Genomic DNA, 18,555 nt, shown 5'->3' with positions numbered 1-18,555 from the left:
TACTCTCTGATTTCCTTCAAAAATTCATGTCCCGCCTACAGTATGTGAGTGAGATAGGCGAAGCCGTATCCGAATGCCAAATAATACATAATCTTTAATGTATGAGCCAAAGATGGTATGCTGTTTATACAAAACCTCGCTGGGAAAAAAAGGTAGCTAAAACACTTTCCGTTAGAGACATAGAAAATTATTGCCCGCTAAACAAAGTAGAACATCAGTGGAGCGATAGAAAAAAAGTGGTTTATCTCCCGCTTTTTACCTCCTATGTATTTATCCGGATTACAGATAAGCAACTGAGTCTGCTAAAAAGTATAGATGGCATTATTAGCATAGTTACCTGGCTGGGAAAACCTGCCATAATTAAAGATGAAGAGATTATTGCCATTAAACAGTTTCTTAAGAACCATAGCAACGTGCAGGTAGAAAAAAACAACGTTGCGATAAACGATAAAATAAAAATAACGAATGGTTCCCTTGTAGATCAGGAAGGCACTATTGTAGCCCTGAAGAATAACCTTATTGTGGTTTCGCTGCCATCGCTGGGGTATGTCATGTATGTAGAAGTAGCGAGAGAAAGCGTAGAAAAAGTAACGTCGGCACCTACATAAAAAATTCAGTAATTATCTAAAAAGCGCTCTTTTACGCTTTTAATAAGTTATCCGGTAAGAACAAGCCGTAGCGTATGCTTCTTCTGGTATCGCAAAATGCGTTTAACTTTTACTTTCCTCAATCTAAATAATCATGAAAATAGGGTTCTTTTACAGAAGGCTGGATCAGGGGGGCATCCAGCGTGTCATCATTAATTGCGCAGAGTACTTTTCCAGAAATGGACATGAAGTGAGTATCATCCTTATGAAAAATGAAGGAGAATATTTAAACACTATTGACCAAAACATTAAAATAATTCCTTTTAGAAGTACCAAAAAAGCCTTATTATTTGATTCTTTTAAATACATCTTAATAAAAGAAAAATTTGATATACTATTTACAGCCTCACCTCCATTTAATATTCTTGCTGTAATATTCAAGCTTTTAGTTAGCACGAAAACAAAGATTGTTATTTCAGAGAACAATAACACTGTATCCTTATTTAAGAATGGACACAAGGTTACCGTCTCTAAACTTTCCTTTTTTGGCATTCCGATATTTTATAGATATGCCGACTGTATCGTTTCTGTTTCGAAAGGACTTTCCTCCAATTTATCATCTTTAGCACTAATTCCTGAGAGCAAAATCAAGACAATTTATAATCCTGCGTACACAAATCAGCTCACACAGCACATGCATGATGAAGTTGACCATCCATGGATTCTGAAGAAGGAGATGCCCGTACTAATAAATGTTGCGAGATTGGCGAATGCAAAAAATCAAAAACTATTAATCCATGCAGTTGCCAGAGTTCTGAAGTTCAAGAAAGTAAAGTTGTTGATAGTTGGAGAAGGTCCATTAAGAAGCATGCTGCAAGAGGAAATCGACAAATTGGGCTTACAGGATAGCATAGATTTAGTGGGTTTTCAGCTTAACCCAATAGCATGGATAGCTAAATCCGATGTATTTGTTCTTTCTTCCGACTATGAAGGCTTTGGGATGGTTGTAGTCGAAGCCTTAGCCACGGGCATTACTGTTGTCACAACTAAATGTGATTACGGGCCTTCCGAAATTGTCAACGAAGGTGAATTCGGTTATTTGGCCTCAGTAGGAGATGAAGAAGATCTGGCTAACAAGATAATGTACGCACTCGAGAACCCGCTGGTAAAAGAAGATCAAATAAGGAGAGCAAAAGAATTTCATGTAGACACTATTATGCTTAAATACGACGAGTTGTTCTCAGATTTAACCGCCACTCAATAATTATTATAGATAAAATATTTTCAATCAATCAGTGGACATGAAACTCTATAAAAATTATACTGTATTGATTTTACTTCTTGCTATTGTTTTAAACTGGGTAGTGGAAGGCAACAATTTCATGGGTAAGGTAGACATGAACCTGGGACTACTTCCTAAGTTTTCTATTGTTGTAATTGAGTTCCTCCAGGTTGCAATTCTTATTAGGATCTTAGTATTGTATAGTAAGGTCAGGTTTATAGTATCTACTCTGGCAGCAGTTACCGCTTTCTGCATTTTACAACTAGTTATCAATAAAGCCATGGGGGCTGAGGTATCTGTTTGGATATCCGGCATAAGGTATTATTTTTCATTTTTGCCGCTTTTTCTCTTAAGTTATCTGTTAGCCTACAAAAACTGGCCTATAAAAAGAGAGTTTAACTGGTTATTAGTTTTAATTGTTCTCCAGATTCCTGTTACTATTTACCAATATCTAAATGCCCCCAAAGTTACTATCCTGATAGACAGGCAACTATTGTTTGACATGATCTCAGGTACAATGGGAGGCACTGCCTCTAACCTGATGTCACTCCTGATAGGTTTTGGCCTGTTATACGCCTTAATCAAGCTTGTAGAAAAAAAGGAAATCAAATACTTACTTCTTTCTCTCCTGTTGCTTGTTCCTTCAATTCTGGCAGAGGCAAAGGGTATGCTAATTGTAATACTTATTGCCTTAGGCTATCTGGCTTTCATATTCAAATTTAACATTACCAACATTCTTGCATTGGGAGTGTTAGCAGCGGCGATGGTAATTGGCTTTTCTTATATCTATATCATACTTGGATACGGCAACACCTTAACAGCATCTTTCCTAATTGATTACGCCAGTAGTGAGTCAGGCAGCGGCCGGTTATCAAGAATAGACTCTGTAGTACATAGCTTTAACCTGCTCTTGCAGAATGACACACTACTTTTGGGAATGGGAATCGGGAATGCCAATAAAAGCCCGTTAGGCCATGATGGACAGTTCTTTGATTTCTATACAATCAGACATAGCGTTGATATCCTAATTGCGGAGACGGGGTTACTAGGCATAACATTCCTAACCGCTGTACTGGTAAAGCTGATCTGGATATCAATGCATTTATTGAAAACAGAGACTATAAATCAAAATAAAGATCATTTACTAATCGTGAGAATTTTTCTGGGCTCCATCTTCATTTTTATTTATGGCCTTTTTTGGGTGGATGTTCTTTTCCGTGTCCAGTTTATGTATCCCTTTGGAATGCTGGCTGGTTACATTATCGGCTTGTACCACAAAGACCGCTTTGACCGGAAAGCAGCTGCGGCCGACAACAACCAGGCGCAGGCTAAGCGCAACAGACCGGCTATCGCACCCTTAGAGCAAGTGCATTAAAGTATTTTACGCATTACCAGCTACATCAGGGGGAGCAGCAGAGCAAAAAGCCTCCGGAGGGCCATATTCATTTGAATAATTGGCAGCTGGTTGCGATTAGATCCTAACCAGACTAAAAGGCAGGAGCATGGGGTTTCCCTCTAATAGCTCAGCACCTCACTGCCTCGCACTACACAGACTTCTAAGTTAACCAGGAACATGAGGCTTTTAATAATTACTCCATTCAAGAATGAAGAAGGATCGATAGCTAAAACGATTGAGTCTATATGTAAACAGACATTAAAACCTGAGGGATGGATATTGGTGGATGATCAGTCAACAGATACTTCACCCACTATAGTAAAGGCTTTCAGCCAGCAGACAGCATACATACATTACTTTTTAAAAGCTGATGAGGGGGCCAGAGCTACGGGTAAAAACGTGATTGACGTTTTCAACTTCGGACTATCAAAGGCAGAAGCACTCGGAATAGAATGGGACGTTGTTTTAAAGCTCGACGCTGACCTGATAATAGAGCGAACAGATTACCTGGAGTTTATCTTAAATAAGTTCTCAAGTTTTCCAGCCTTAGGCATAGCAAGCGGGGCCACCTATATTCTGAAAGAGGGCAAAAAAGTAATAGAGTCCAAACATAAATGGCATACCCAGGGTCCTAACAAATTCTACAGAAAGCAGTGCCTGGAAACCATGGGAGGCCTCAAACCCTTTAAAGGATGGGATGGCATAGACGATGTTCTGGCCAGGCACCACGGATTTATCACCGAAAAATTTTTTGAGCAACTTATCTGGCACCTTTACCCAACCCAGACTCGAAGTGTGGAAGGCGGTGCAAAAAGCGGGGTCAGGCGGGAAGCTGCCAGTTACCAGAACAGGAACTACCCGGTTTACATGTTTCTGCTCAAAGCGGCTAAACTCACTAAAGCGAAGAAGTTTCAGGAAGCCTTTATCTTTCTTTTCTATGGCTTTAAACTCAAGCTCCTTACAAAGCCATTGGTTACCAAAGAAGAAGGGGAAATAATCAGGGAATTTCTAAAACAGAGGTTTTTTGGCGGTTTTAAATACACCTCCTGACACACGAGTTCACTTTGTTGTGCTGTAAACCAGTCATGACCCGTTTACATACTTATAATTTTTTTCACTCCACTGCATGTAACAGAGCTATCCTGCAGCCAGCAGACAAACTCTGTTTTCCTAATCGCTTGCTTTAGTATTATTTTCTTCACACTTGGCTCAATAAATTATGCTATTCGGATACAACGTTTACCTGAAGAATAGAAACCACCTGATAGAAGAGTTAAAACAAAGAATTGCTGAAGGGCAGACATCTACTATTATTTCTCTGAACACGCTCAAACTGCACCAGGGCTCTAAAAACAAGGAGTTGCGGGACCTGTTTCAGGCAGGCACATATACCATTCCCGACGGGCAGTCTATCGTGTTTGCTGAGTACCTCGTCCATGGCAACAAGATCTCCTCTATTTCTGGTGCAGAACTAATGGTTGAGCTAATAAAGGAGTCGGATAAGGAAGGGCACAGAATATTTTTCCTTGGATCTCCTGAGGCCTTACTTGGCAAGGTAAAAGATAAAATCGGCCGTGAGTATCCGGGGCTTACAAATAAGGTTTGCTTCCAGCACGGGTATTATGCCAAGGAAAATGAGGCGGAAGTCATCGAAAAAATTGCTGCGTTCCGACCTGATTTCCTTTTTGTGGCCTTCGGTTCTCCCAGAAAAGAAGAGTTTATAGTGAAGTATAGCAGCATGCTCCATGCAAAAGTAATTATGGGTGTGGGCGGAAGCTTTGAGTACTTCGTCGGCGATGTAAAATTAGATCAGCTTTCCAAGAAGCTAGGTTTAAGATGGTTTATCAGAACACTACAGGACCCGCGAAGATTGGCAAAACGATACGCTGTCTGCAACACGTACTTTCTGTTCGCTCTTCTGAGAGAGATATTCAAAAACAGAATTCTACACATAAAGGCCTGAGACTTTTAAAACCGAAGTCAGAGCTCTGTTCCAGTAAATCCAGGCACCAGGATATTTTGTTCCGCACCACCCAAAAGTTGCTGATCAATTATTCTAATGAAAATGGCCCTCCGGCAGGGCTCAGAGCTCCTGCTGCAGCATATAAAAAACTTACTCTTACATGAATTAGAATAACAGCGCTTTATGGAAATCACGATCGTTGCAGGAGCACGCCCAAACTTTATGAAAGTTGCTCCTATCATCAAAGCTATTACCAGGGCTAATCATACCGATAAGCTAATCTCATTCAGACTAGTACACACAGGGCAGCACTTTGACAACAAAATGTCTGGGAGCTTCTTTGAAGAGCTTGGTATTCCGGAGCCAGACACCAACCTGGAAGCAGGAGGAGGCACTCAGGCAGAGCAGACTGCTGCTATCATGGTTAGGTTTGAAAAAGAGCTTCTGGAAAACCGTCCCCAAGTTGTGTTAGTAGTAGGAGACGTAACCTCTACAATGGCTTGCTCTATCACAGCCAAAAAACTGAACATAGATGTAGTGCATGTAGAGGCAGGAATTCGTTCAGGAGATTTAACTATGCCAGAAGAAATAAACAGAATGGTTACAGACAGCATCACGGATCATTTTTTTACAACCTCCAGCCACGCCAACGAAAACCTGCTCAGGAGTGGTGTTCCCGTTAACAGAATTCATTTTGTCGGGAATACCATGATAGACACCTTGCTATCAAACTACGACAGGTTTAAAAATCCGGAAATCAGTGTAAATGGGGTAGATCTAAAAGCTAACTCCTATTTCGTCCTGACTTTACACCGGCCATCTAATGTAGATCAGGAAAGCCAGTTTATAGAGATCATGAACGCTATTTTAGATGGAACAGGAAACTTCCCTATTATTTTTCCCGTGCATCCGAGAACAGCTAAACTTCTGGAAGGGCTACACATAAAAGACCCGCGCCTGTGCTTTGCAGAGCCACTCTCTTATCTGGAGTTCAACTATCTGGTAAAAAATTCAAGAGGCGTTATTACAGATTCTGGCGGAATAACAGAAGAAACAACCATAATGGGCGTTCCCTGCCTTACCCTCAGGAACAATACAGAAAGGCCGGAAACTATTACGATCGGCACAAATGAACTGGCCGGAACAGACCCTGAAAAGATTAAGTTCTATTTAAACAAGATGGTGAACGGCGAATGGAAGAAGGGTATAGCCCCACCCTTATGGGACGGAAAAGCAGCAGAAAGAATTATTGCCAGCTTACTTGAAATTTACGAAAAAGAACTGTCGCTATCGTACTTGTAACTCTTTCAGAAACTGCCTATCAGGATAAGGTCAATTTTAAACAATAGTCCTGTAAACAAAAGACCGTAGCTTTATGGCAGGCTACCGCAGGTCGTTACTCCAACCAGCCACGAGCATTTCGACATTTCTAACATACAACACCAGGTAAATGGAACTTCGGCAATTAAAAGGGAAAATAGTCAGCGGATTATTCTGGAGTTCTTTACAGCTGCTCATAAGCAGGGTTTTTTCTTTCGTCATAAAGCTGATCCTGGCCAAGCTGCTGTTTCCTGAACAATTTGGCATAGTTGGTATGGCCACTGTGTTCACCAGTTTTGTGCAAGTGTTTAATGATTTGGGCATAGGTGCTGCGCTTGTGCAGCGAAAAGAGGAGAACCTTCGGGAAGAACACTACAACACGGCATTCTGGACGGGTGTACTCTGGGCAATAGGCGTTTACCTGCTGATCTTGTTTATAGTAGCCCCTATGGCGGCGGTTTTTTATAAGGAGCCAATACTCAGGTCCATTATTCCGGTATTAAGCATAGGAGTGCTCTGCAGCCCGGTTAACCTTGTTCACAAGGCACAGCTCAACAAGCAAATGAGCTTCAAAAAACTGGCCTTGATAGACAATTCCTCTTCCATACTTTCGGGCATCCTCTCGGTGGGGCTGGCTTATATGGGGGCAGGTGTTTGGGCCCTAGTATTTCATACGGTGGCGACAATTGTTATAGCCATGCCGCTGTATTTTAAGGCCACCCGATGGCTGCCAAAGTTTCAGTGGGATAAGCAAGCCTTTAAAGATGTCTTCGGCTTTGGTATTTATACAACTGGCACCAACTTTTTTTCAGTGCTTATGCTCAACCTCGATTACCTGCTTATCGGAAAGCTGTTGAGCGCCTCAGCCCTTGGTGTGTATACACTCGCATTTGTGCTGACAGACACCTTCAGGTACCAGCTAACGAAAATGATCAACAAGGTGATGTACCCGGTATATGGCAAGAAGCAGGATGAGCCGGATCTACTAAAGCTTATCTATTTTAAAGTCGTAAAGTATAACAGTATTTGTCTGTATCCGATCATGACCTTCCTGATTGTGCTGGGAGAGCCTTTTATTCTAGGGTTCTTTGGCGTAAAATGGGTGGGTGCCATCTTGCCCCTGAAAATCCTGGCCCTGTCAGTTATGATCCACTTGCTGGTAAACAGCCATGCAGTACTAATACGAGGCTTGGGTAAAGCAAGAGTGGAAATGCGCATGCAGTTAATAAAGTCTGTGCTGTATGTGCCAACTATTGCCATCGGTGTTATTTATTTCGGCATTGTAGGGGCTGCCTGGGCCTACGTAATAAACAAGGTAATGGAAGTGGCCATTGCCCAGTATTACCTGAAGAAATTCCTGAATGTATCGCTGACAGAACTTCTCACAGCCATAAGCCCCCCCCTGATAGCAAGTCTTGTAGCATTTATGGTTACTTACCTGCTGTATACAACGGGCATGCATTATTTCATATGTGCAATGGCCTTGGCTCTTAGCTACAGCCTTGTTATCTGGCTTATGATGAGAGCCGAACTGACACAACAGCTAAGAGGCTTAATGCGGTTATCCAAAAAGAAGGCAGTAAGCTAATAGTTTGCATTTTCTATCCGTTTACAAAAGAAAAGGTAACCATACCTCACTACAGGCCTCAAAATGAAAAAATATAAGCGCAATTAAGCCTGGGTTGTACAGGTGCCTCGCAATGAAATAGGCAGCCAGGAAATTTACTGGCAGAAGGAATAGTGTTGAGTTGATTAACCAATAATCATCTTTTGCTTTTTGCTACCCATGGCCTGCCCTGCAGCTGTCATTGGCGAGCCGCTCACATTCCAGGTCCAAGAAAACTACCGAACACTTAGTACCATAAACTTTATGATTATGAATCAGAAATTTTCGGTTATAATACCTGTTCACAACAAGTTACCACATCTTGATAGGTCAATCCTGTCAGTCCTGAATCAAACTTATCCTGATTTTGAATTAATACTGGTAGATGATGCCTCCACAGACGGATCTTCTGAAAAGCTCCTGCAGTTTAAGGACCCCAGAATAAAACTGCTGAAACGAAACGTGCCCGGACCAGGAGGCTATGCTGCCCGTAACCTCGGCATAGCGCATGCTGCCCAGGAACGGATTTGCTTTCTTGACGCAGATGACGAGTGGGAGCCAAATGTTCTGGAGACATTGGCTGAAATTATTCGTCATGTTGCTGATGTGGAGATTCTGTGCTGGGGATGGACAAACATAAAGAAAGGAGTGAAGGTGGTTGATGCATACTCAAAAAAGTATAAGCATGAACCCATAAGGAGCTTTACCATGACTGACTTCTTCAATCCACCTCAGCCAATGTGGACAGGCGGCATCTCTTTAAAGAAAGAGCTGATCATGAAAGCTGGAGGCTTTCCAGAGCATGGGTTCCAAAGAGGGGGCGACATGGATACCTGGATCAGGTGCCTGTGGCATAGCAAAAAAAACCTCAGAATCACCAGGCCCATGACATACTACTACCTTGACTCAGTAAACATGGTGACAAATTCTGCAGAAAAAAATATCGCTTTTTCATTTTCTGATTTTGTCATGAAAGTTTTACTGAACACTAATGACAAACAATTAATTAAGGCAATTCGCTATTTCCAGAACAGGCGGATTTATACCATCCTGAGAGAAAGAATAAACGAGGGCAAAAGCATAGACTATGACTTATTGTTTAAGATGAACACCAGCATGTCTTTCTACTATTTAGCCTTAAAATTACACGTTAAGAAGCTATTAAGCTTTAACTACATTAAACACCCCGAATGAAGGGCAGTTGCTGGCGTTATCCGGAGCACAAAATACTAATGCGGTTGCAGCAGCAATAGTAAAATAATCTCCGGAGGGACAATTTCATTAGAATAATTTGAAACTGCCCCTCTTTGCCCAATGCCATATTGAACATAAACTACAGTGGGGCAATGAATTATCATATAAAACAGCAACAATCGTTAACCTGCAGCCTACAGCGCTAACCTAAAAAAACTGATCAGCTCAGATTCATATACTTCATATTATCAAAAAGCAGGAAGCAAACTAAGTTCATTCAAGCAAATGTTGCCGGGTCAGTTTGAGAAAAGACAGAAGTCTGTATGCAGGAATTATTCTAATCAAAACAGCCCTCCGGAGATCTCTGCCCCTCCTCCTGCTGCTGATCCGGCCCACATACGGCAGATTTTGCTTGAAGCACTTAGCACCCTTCCAATTTAATTCTTAGAAAAGGTTAATGCTTTTAAAGCTGCCAGAAAGCCTGCCTGCCATCATTTCTGATTTGCCGATGCACTAGTTGCCGGTAAGTTGTAACAATTGTCGCTACGGTTAATAAAAAATTCTCATACTTATTTAGTTATGATTAAGTCGAGGCCAAAATTATCGGTAATACACCTGGGAGGAGAAATAGTATCCCTTGTACTTGTAGTTAGTTTCCTGTTCTTTCTGGTTATAAGTAACATCCGAAAAGAAACTGACTGGATTTTATTTTCCGGATTTTTAATGGCATGGCTCCTGATCGGGTTTTGGAAAAAGCTATATAGCCAAAAGCAGAACAGAAGCATAGGCTTGCAACTAACTAACTTTTTTAAAGGATATATCCTGCTTATAGGCCTGTCTTCGCTACTATACTTTCTTTATCCGGAGTTAGTGCCAGACAAAGATCTGATAGTAGGCTTTGTCTTAGGATTTCCAGTTTTTGGCATACCCGTTAATTTTTTGGTGATTAAAATAATTAACCAGATAAGTAGTGCCGATGATAAGAAGAAATACATACTGGTTGCTGGTGTAGGTCGGCTGGCCGCAAATATCGAGAAGGAGTTTATGGGCCATGAAATAAAAGGATATATTAAATGTTCCGGGGAAGAGTGCCATGTAAAGAAAGATCAGATAGTAGGAGAGCTAAACAGCATCCATCAGTTCCTGAGAGACAACCCTGTAGATGAGATTGTAATCGCCTTTCCTGTAAAATCAGCAAAAAAGGTTCGGAACATACTGGCTACCGCCGATTATTTTGGTGTAAGGGTGAAATATATCCCTGATTATCAGCACTTATTTGGGGAGCATTACAAAACCAAACGCTATGGCCATATCGAAGCCGTACATGTGCGCCAGCTTCCGTTAGATGAAACAAATTCATCGTTAGCAAAAAGTGCCTTCGACAAAATCTTTTCTTTCGTGGCCTTGCTAATGTTGCTGCCGCTGTTTCTTGTTCTTGCTATCTTGATCAAACTCGACTCTCCCGGGCCAGTAATTTATTGCCCTGTCAGGATAGGAAAAGGCGGCAAACCATTTAAGGTGTATAAATTCAGAAGCATGCGCGAGAATGAGGATGCTGCAAGAGGAATACTTTCTACTACACTAAATGATCCCAGAATTACCAAAATTGGCAAATTCATGCGGAAATACAGCCTGGACGAGCTGCCACAGTTTATTAATGTGTTCTTAGGAAATATGAGTGTGGTAGGGCCCAGACCTCACAGATGTTTTCTGAACCAGCAGCTTCAGGAAAGCGAGGACAAATACATGATCAGGCATTATTATAAACCAGGTATTACGGGTTGGGCGCAAGTAAACGGCTGGAGAGGCCCCTTGGAAACAAAAGAGCAAAAGAGCCAGCGAACAAGTCATGACATCTGGTATATGGAGCACTGGTCGCTGGCGCTCGATCTTAAAATCATCTTTTTGACTATTTTCAGCAGAAAGGTACATAAGAATGCCTTTTAAGCTAGATGCCGACCAGCTAAAGCACTAAAGAATTTCAGGAAACTCATTTGATGGCAAAATTATTTACAAATATTCTAATTCCGGCATCTCTGTTTTTTCTGCTGGCACTTAATCAGCAGAAAGAAGCACCTAAATACCATACCGAGACGGTTTCTCAACAGTCAAGGCTTGTAAAGCTGACTGCGGAAGGCCGCCTGACTTATGGCTTATATGCTAATGAGGGAGAAGAAGAGAAAATAAACAGACTGCCCGATTTTTCTTATGCGGGGTATATGGGTGGAGGGGTCAGGTTGCCTGACATAGCAGTTAAAATAACCCTGAGTCCCTTACGCGGCGACAACAGGAGCCACCTACAGGATGCCATCGATAAAGTCAGCAGCATGCCTGCTGACCGCAACGGCTTTAGAGGAAAGATTCTTTTAAAAGCGGGCACTTATCCTATAGAGGGCAACATTAAAATTTTTGCCAGTGGGGTAGTCTTAGCAGGTGAAGGGCAGGACGAGCGGGGAACCATTTTAAAAGCTACCAGGCAGGCAAAACACACCTTCATAACAATAGGCAAACGATCAAAAGAAGCTTTTGTCATAAAGTCTGCTGCTACCCGCATCACTTCTGATTACGTTCCCACCGGAAGCGATAGCTTTACTGTTGCATCTGCGGTTGGTTACCAGCCAGGAGACACCATCATTATCCAGAAAACGCCTGATGTGGCATGGGTAAGAGGCCTGGGCATGGAACAGTACGGATGGACTCCAGCATCATATATGATCTCGCACGAACGTGTTATTACTGCTATTAAAGGAAACCAAGTAAGCATTAATATACCTGTTGTGGATCCGGTTAAAGTAAGGGACGGGGGTGGGCAAGTATATAAAGTAAAAAGCAACAGAAGGACGAAGCAATCTGGCATAGAAAATTTAAGGGTTGTTTCCAGCTACAAGCACGAGGAAGATGAAGAACATGGCTGGTGCGGGATAATCTTGCAAATGGCTGAAAACTGTTGGGTAAAAAAGGTTTCGGTTCAACATTTTGGTTTCTCGGCAGTTACCATAGATAAAGGCTCGGCTTTTAACACAGTGGAGGACTGCGCCATGCTGGATCCTAAAGCCAGAACAATAGGCATGAGAAAGTACTCCTTTAATATACAGTCCGGCAGCTTTAACCTGATTCAGCGCTGCTATACCCGGGGCGGGCGGCATGATTATGTTACGGGCCCGAAAGTTACAGGCCCAAATGTGTTCCTAGACTGCTATGCAACAGAAGCTAAGTCTGACATAGGGCCACATCACAGGTGGGCTACCGGCACTCTGTTTGACAATATACAAGGGCGGGATATCCGTGTGATAAACAGAAAAAGCAGTGGAACAGGCCATGGTTGGGCAGGGGCCCAAACCATGTTCTGGAATTGTATCAGTACTTCAGGAAAAGGCATGACTATTGAGAACCCGCCTGGGAGTATAAACTGGCAGGTGGGCGGAATGGCCAGAAACTTATCTGGAGATGGCTATCAGGAACTCTTAGGGCAGCAGGTTACCCCAAGAAGCCTGTATCTGGCGCAGTTACAAAACCGGCTCGGACAGGAGGCGCTCTATAGTATTACAACAACAAGCCAAAGAAATGGGGTATTATATGATGATTTGGAAAAGTGGGCAGGACAAAAATGATTGTTAACATATCGCAATAGAATATGTCCAGACCTTCCGGAATTCAAGATTTTAAAAATCCCACAGACAGGAGCTAAGCCGCAATACCCGGAAGTGTAATCAAGCCTCAGTAAAGCATTAAGGTCCTAAGGGAAGCCAGAACCTGGCCTTGCTACATTCAAACTCAACTTCCTGCCGAATTATTTCAATAAATCAGGCCCTCCAAAAGTTACTGCTGCTCTTGCTGACCAAGCTCTCAACCAGCCTTCTCCTCAATATGATCAAAAATAAGCATGCTATCGTTGATACGATATGTTAACATCTGTATACTGCCAATAATATATCATTCGCCAAATTTTATAATTATAAAGCATATTAATTAAAATTAAACGCGAGCAAAATATTGCACTTTACGTACATAAAATTTAAGAAATCATAAAACTCATAGAGCAACTATGTACGACAGGTATCGAAAATTAGTGCCTGATTAAAAAGCTAGTAATAGTATAATCCCTTAATCACACTGCCCTAACTTGTGTAACCACCTCGACTCCCATTAACAGAAAAGCTGAAAACTCAATTACAAGGCTTCTGTGATTCAATCACATTAAAGTATAACTTATTAATCGCTATCCGCTCGTTACAGGAAGCCACAAGACATATTTCTTATAAAGGAGTTCTGACTCCTCATGTGCTACCATAGAGAGCTACACCTGTTAGTACTTCCTCAGGTCCACTCATAAATCAAATTATAACTTTTAAGTCATATAACATAGAGGTCGTTTTTTTGGTCAATTTTAGACAACCCCTTAGATCATAACTTGCTGAAAATCATAAGATTACTGATAAAACAAAAAAGCAAAATGAAAAATACATATACTTCAAGCTCTCATTCCCTTTTATTACGGATCAAGTATTTAACCTTATTACTGATCAGTATCTTATTTTGCTTGGATATCCATGCTTTTGACAACGCAGAAGAGTCGTCTTCTATAAAAAGTGCGACCTTCAGCAAGCAGTCATCTGCATTAATAACAAACATTACGGCCAGTTCCGGGAAGGTCTATAGTCAGACAGTTTTGGCGGTCGGAGCAAAAGCATACACAGACCGAGCCTACGAAGTTACGAGTGTGCCATCAGTATTAACGGGCTCCTCTCTGATACAAACCGCTAACGACGATAAAAAGAGCACCACCACCACGGCGCTTTCTTTTGACATAAGCCAAACTGCTACCATTTATGTGGCCTACGATCCACGGGCTACCACCCTACCCTCCTGGTTGAGCACCTGGCAAAAGCTCACAGATAAATTAGGGATTAATGATTCCAAAATCAGTACTATGGACCTGTACAGCAAGAGCTACGCGGCAGGTACTGTAAGACTGGGGGGGAACTGGGCTGGTACGGCAGTTGGAGCAGAGAACAATTACTTCGTGGTAGTAAAAGGCGAAGGAACAAGCACGCCTCAGTTCAGCCTCACCGTCTCCACCTCCGGCAGCGGCAGCGTAACCAAGAACCCGAACCAGACCAGCTATGCCAGCGGCACAAGCGTAAGCCTCACGGCTACGCCAACCTCTGGCAACCAATTCACGGGTTGGAGCGGCGATGCCTCCGGCACTAGCAATCCGCTGTCGGTTACCATGAACAGCAGTAAAACCATTATCGCTAACTTTGCGCCGACACAATCATCTACCAGTCTTATAACCAATATCACCTCTACCACCGGCAGGAGCTACACCCAGGCTACCCTGGTGGCAGGTGCTAACCTATATACCGACCGCACCTACCAGCTTACCGGCGTGCCCGCCTCCTTAAACGGAGAAGTCTTTATCCAAACTCCAAACGATGACAAGAAGATCACCAGCACCTCTGTGATTTCTTTCAGTTTGAGCCAGAATGCCACCGTATATGTTGGCTATGATCCACGTGCCACTGCAATACCCACCTGGTTAAGCAGTTGGCAAAAGCTTTCCGACAAGTTAAACATCAATGATCCGGGAACCAGCACACTGGATCTTTACAGCAAATCTTATCCGGCCGGAACCGTAACCTTAGGAGGCAACTTGGCCAGCCCGGCCGCTGGCACACAAACAAATTATGTTGTGGCAGTCAAGCAGGCAACTACCACCTCCAATTCACTCTCCTTTTCACCAACTACTCTGAATTTTAATGTAGTTAAAGGAAGCTCAGTAAGCTCACAATCAATTGTATTATCGGCCAGTACAGGTGCTCCTTCGGTAACTTTGAGCAAATCAAGTGCTAGTTGGCTCACGCTGCCAGCCGCCTCACTTGGCACACTTACCTTCGGAGCCTCTAATATTAACTCCAACATTAATGCAGGCACTTACCAGGCTACCGTTACAGCCTCTGCTACTAATTACCAGCCTGCCACAATGCAGATAAACCTGACAGTAACGGAAGCAGGCTCAGCACAGGAAATCAAGGTTAACTTCCAGGCCGGCACGACCAATACACCCTCCGGATACCTGGCAGATACAGGACAGCCATTCGAGACTGGCCGGGGCTATGGCTGGGTAGACCCTTCCACGAAACAGCCTAAGGACCTGTCTTCCAGTATGCGGGTGCGTAGTACTACCGATGAGTTCCGCCTGAGGACACTGGCCCAGATGCAAGCCCCTACCCCGGGAAGCTGGGAGTATGTATTACCCAATGGATCCTATAATGTATCGGTGAGTGTAGGCGATCCGAGCTATACAGACAGCAACCATGCTATAAATGTGGAGGGAGTCTCGGCTATTTCCAATTTCAAGCCTAGCTCTTCACAGAAATTTCAGTCGGCTACCGTTCCTGTGGAGGTGAGGGATGGCAAGCTAACCATAGACGCGGCAGGTGGCACCAACACTAAGCTTAATTATGTAATTATTAGCTCCACAACCCCAGGAGCCGATATTACCCCACCAGTAGTCAATGTTAGTTTTGCAGGCACCCAGGTATCTCCCAATACTTTTAAAGATGAAGCGCAGGTGTCTGTCAATGCCTCCGATGCTGGCGGCTCGGGCCTGGCCTCTGTGCAGTATAGTCTTAATAATGGCCCTTACACTAACTATACTGCACCATTTAAAGTCACTACCTTAGGCAACCATACTATCAGGGCAAAAGCTCTGGATGGCAATAATAACCAAACTATTACAGATGTTTTTAGCTTCAGTGTTACGAATGCGGCACAGAGCGACGCGTATATGGTATTGGAGAACATGGACAAATTCCTTGCTCCTGATATATTGACCTTCTCGCGAATTGAAATACCATGGAGGCGACAAAATGACGATGGTACCTATACCCCCTATAATACCAACCATGATAAAGTCAGGCTGCGTATCCACAACAAAGGCACGGGCATACTTATTATTAATAATCTGGCCTTAACCAATACTACAGCGTGGAAAATAACTATGCTGAATGGTGGAAATTATAATACATCAGCACTGCCTCTCTCAATAAGCTCCAGGGCGTCTGCAGAACTGGTAATTGAGTTTATAGCTCCCGACCAGGGCACCAGGGTTTCAGTGCTTCAAGGCGCGCTCAATATTTCTTCAAACGATGATTTGGCACCCTTTAAGAGTGTAAAACTAATTGGCCTGTGGCAGAAAAAAGGAGAAGGAAGTTCAGAGCCTTGGGCGAAAGAAATTATAAATGCCTATGGTTTGAAAACTAACGTAGGGTTTAATGCCAACGACGGCTCTACTAACAGAGGGACTAAAATAGTTGCTAACTCTGATGAAATTATATCCCCCTATTTTGTAAGAGCTGACCCGTCTAAACCGGTATATGTGATACAGATAGCTGCCTACCACGGGTGCTGTAGTCAATCAGAAACGATCAAGTGGCATAATAAAGGAAGCGGCACTAACACCTCCATATTTACGCATATTGGATTGGACGGTCAGACGCTTTTACCGAGAAAGGGCAACACGAACCCAGTGCCTGCAGATGGTTCATTTGCACCATCTGGAGCCTTCGGCCTTAGTATTCAGCAATCTTTTACCGACAGGGCCAGAAACTTTGAAGGTAAAATTGGTATCCGCATCTGGAAGGCTAAAGACGTTAACGGCAATATCATCCCGAATGCATACCTGATGGGCATGGATTATCTGACATCCCCATTTGTAAATTACGATTATCAGGATAACATCTATTATGTAAGTAATTTAAGACCAGAAGGAGGCGCTGTGCATTATTCTGAACTGGATGCAACCCCTTCAGCGGTTGAATTTGGGGCCGTGCTGGCCGGAAGCAGTAAAAACTTATCAGTAAATCTGAAAAATCTTGGCAGAACCTATGCTGATGGCAGTAGCGATCCTTCTATTACTATAACAAGCGTAGAGTTGATAGGCCCTAACAGCAGCGAGTTTTCTGCAACCATGCCTTCTACTACAACATTAGGCCCCCAGAGTTCTGCCAATACCTCAGTCAGCTTCAGGCCAACCAGCCTCGGCATTAAAAACGCAGCTTTACTGGTCCATTACAGCAGTGCAGCGTCCCCACTTCGTGTTCCGCTTTATGGTATCGCCAATAATGGATCCTCAACCATTAGCATTGTAAAACGAGTAAAAGGGGCAGCCGATGCAGGCATAACAATAGCGGGCAAAGCCTGGGAGGCAGACATGAGCTACCGGTCAGGCTCCATAAAACTTGACAAACAGGTGGTGGCAGGCCCCATTGCCGCCACAGACGAGGATGTCCTGTATCAGTCGTATCTATCAGCCTCCACTGATCTGGCAGAAACACGCTATGCAATTCCAGTACCCAATGGCAACTACATGGTGCGCATGCACTTTGTAGAGAATTTCTTCTCCGCAACAGGGGCCAGAGTTTTCGACATCACCATGGAGAACACTAAGAAGCTGACCGCCTTAGATATTTACAGCGAGGTAGGCTACAGAACTGCACTGGTAAAGGATTTCGATATCAGCGTGAGCGATGGTACACTCAACATCAAGTTTAACCCTACGGCTAACCGCCTTGCTATAGCCGGCCTTGAGATTTTCAGAGCAACTTCCGGCATAGTCTCTCCGTCATCCTCAACCGAGTCTTTGCAGATCGCCCCAGAAGGCCTGAAGCTGCAGGTGTACCCGAACCCGAACTCCGGCGACAGAATGCAGATGGCATTGGAAGGCTTCGGGCAGCAGGAGAAAGTTGACATCAAAATTTACGATGTAACCGGTCGTGCAGTGGAATCCCTTGAGGTAATTGTTGATGAGTTGGGAACTGCCAGCACAGACATAGCTGTAAGCAAGCGCTTAAGCAGGGGCCTGTATATTATTAAGGCACAGGCGGCATCTGGTGAGGTGCGGACAAGGCTGCTCATAGAATAAAACTCTTATACTATTTTGAAGGGGGGCTGCAGGTTTCCCTTCAAAATAGTATATAATTATTCTACAGCAACACTGTCTTTTGGCATCACCACTTTCTCAAACTTTTATCAGGTATTGGTATAACCGTTAATCCCCGTTTTACAGGTCGATAAAATATTAGGCACTATGAGAAAAAGCTCTAATTTCACGCTTGAACAACCCGCTCCAGCAGGCTGGTTATGGCGGGCAATTTTGGTTGTTGTACTGGTTTGCAGCTTCTCGGCTTTAGCCCCGGCGCAGGG

Annotated in this window: 11 protein-coding genes; all 11 read left to right on the top strand. The window is 43.3% G+C overall.

All coding sequences use genetic code 11. The features are described 5' to 3' along the window. Positions 1-101 precede the first annotated feature (101 nt). The 11 genes from nusG (at position 102) to FJM74_RS11610 (ending at position 18,274) form a co-directional block, all read left to right on the top strand. A complete protein-coding gene (gene nusG / locus FJM74_RS11660) occupies positions 102-608 on the top strand; it encodes a transcription termination/antitermination protein NusG (protein ID WP_187262787.1) in 507 nt (168 codons plus the stop codon). Positions 609-741: 133 nt separating this feature from the next. Beyond that, positions 742-1,851, top strand: coding sequence for a glycosyltransferase (locus tag FJM74_RS11655; protein ID WP_187262786.1), 1,110 nt, complete (start codon positions 742-744; stop codon positions 1,849-1,851). Between the two features lie 37 nt (positions 1,852-1,888). Then, positions 1,889-3,244: a hypothetical protein gene (locus FJM74_RS11650; protein WP_187262785.1), complete on the top strand. Its 1,356-nt coding sequence runs from the start codon at positions 1,889-1,891 to the stop codon at positions 3,242-3,244. Positions 3,245-3,442: 198 nt separating this feature from the next. Continuing rightward, positions 3,443-4,315 carry a glycosyltransferase family 2 protein gene (locus FJM74_RS11645; RefSeq protein WP_187262784.1) on the top strand — a complete coding sequence of 291 codons (873 nt, stop codon included), beginning with the start codon at positions 3,443-3,445 and terminating at the stop codon, positions 4,313-4,315. 169 nt (positions 4,316-4,484) lie between these two features. After that, entirely contained in the window at positions 4,485-5,228 is a 744-nt protein-coding gene (locus FJM74_RS11640) for a WecB/TagA/CpsF family glycosyltransferase (protein ID WP_187262783.1), read from the top strand. 183 nt (positions 5,229-5,411) lie between these two features. Next, a complete protein-coding gene (wecB, locus tag FJM74_RS11635) occupies positions 5,412-6,530 on the top strand; it encodes a non-hydrolyzing UDP-N-acetylglucosamine 2-epimerase (RefSeq protein WP_187262782.1) in 1,119 nt (372 codons plus the stop codon). Between the two features lie 148 nt (positions 6,531-6,678). Further along, positions 6,679-8,136, top strand: a complete 1,458-nt coding sequence (locus FJM74_RS11630) for a lipopolysaccharide biosynthesis protein (RefSeq protein ID WP_187262781.1) — start codon at positions 6,679-6,681, stop codon at positions 8,134-8,136. Between the two features lie 288 nt (positions 8,137-8,424). Then, on the top strand, positions 8,425-9,348 hold the full coding sequence (locus FJM74_RS11625) for a glycosyltransferase family 2 protein (RefSeq protein WP_187262780.1): 924 nt from the start codon (positions 8,425-8,427) through the stop codon (positions 9,346-9,348). A gap of 579 nt (positions 9,349-9,927) precedes the next feature. Beyond that, positions 9,928-11,295 carry an exopolysaccharide biosynthesis polyprenyl glycosylphosphotransferase gene (locus FJM74_RS11620; RefSeq protein WP_187262779.1) on the top strand — a complete coding sequence of 456 codons (1,368 nt, stop codon included), beginning with the start codon at positions 9,928-9,930 and terminating at the stop codon, positions 11,293-11,295. Between the two features lie 50 nt (positions 11,296-11,345). Further along, complete coding sequence (locus tag FJM74_RS11615) at positions 11,346-12,959, top strand: hypothetical protein (RefSeq protein ID WP_187262778.1); 1,614 nt, start codon at positions 11,346-11,348, stop codon at positions 12,957-12,959. Positions 12,960-14,068: 1,109 nt separating this feature from the next. Then, positions 14,069-18,274, top strand: a complete 4,206-nt coding sequence (locus FJM74_RS11610; protein WP_187262777.1) for a malectin domain-containing carbohydrate-binding protein — start codon at positions 14,069-14,071, stop codon at positions 18,272-18,274. Positions 18,275-18,555 lie beyond the last annotated feature (281 nt).

The sequence above is a fragment of the Pontibacter beigongshangensis genome (assembly GCF_014332515.1).
Lineage (GTDB): Bacteria > Bacteroidota > Bacteroidia > Cytophagales > Hymenobacteraceae > Pontibacter > Pontibacter beigongshangensis.
Note: the sequence above shows the minus strand (reverse complement) of the source record. Positions and strands in the feature narration are given on the sequence as shown.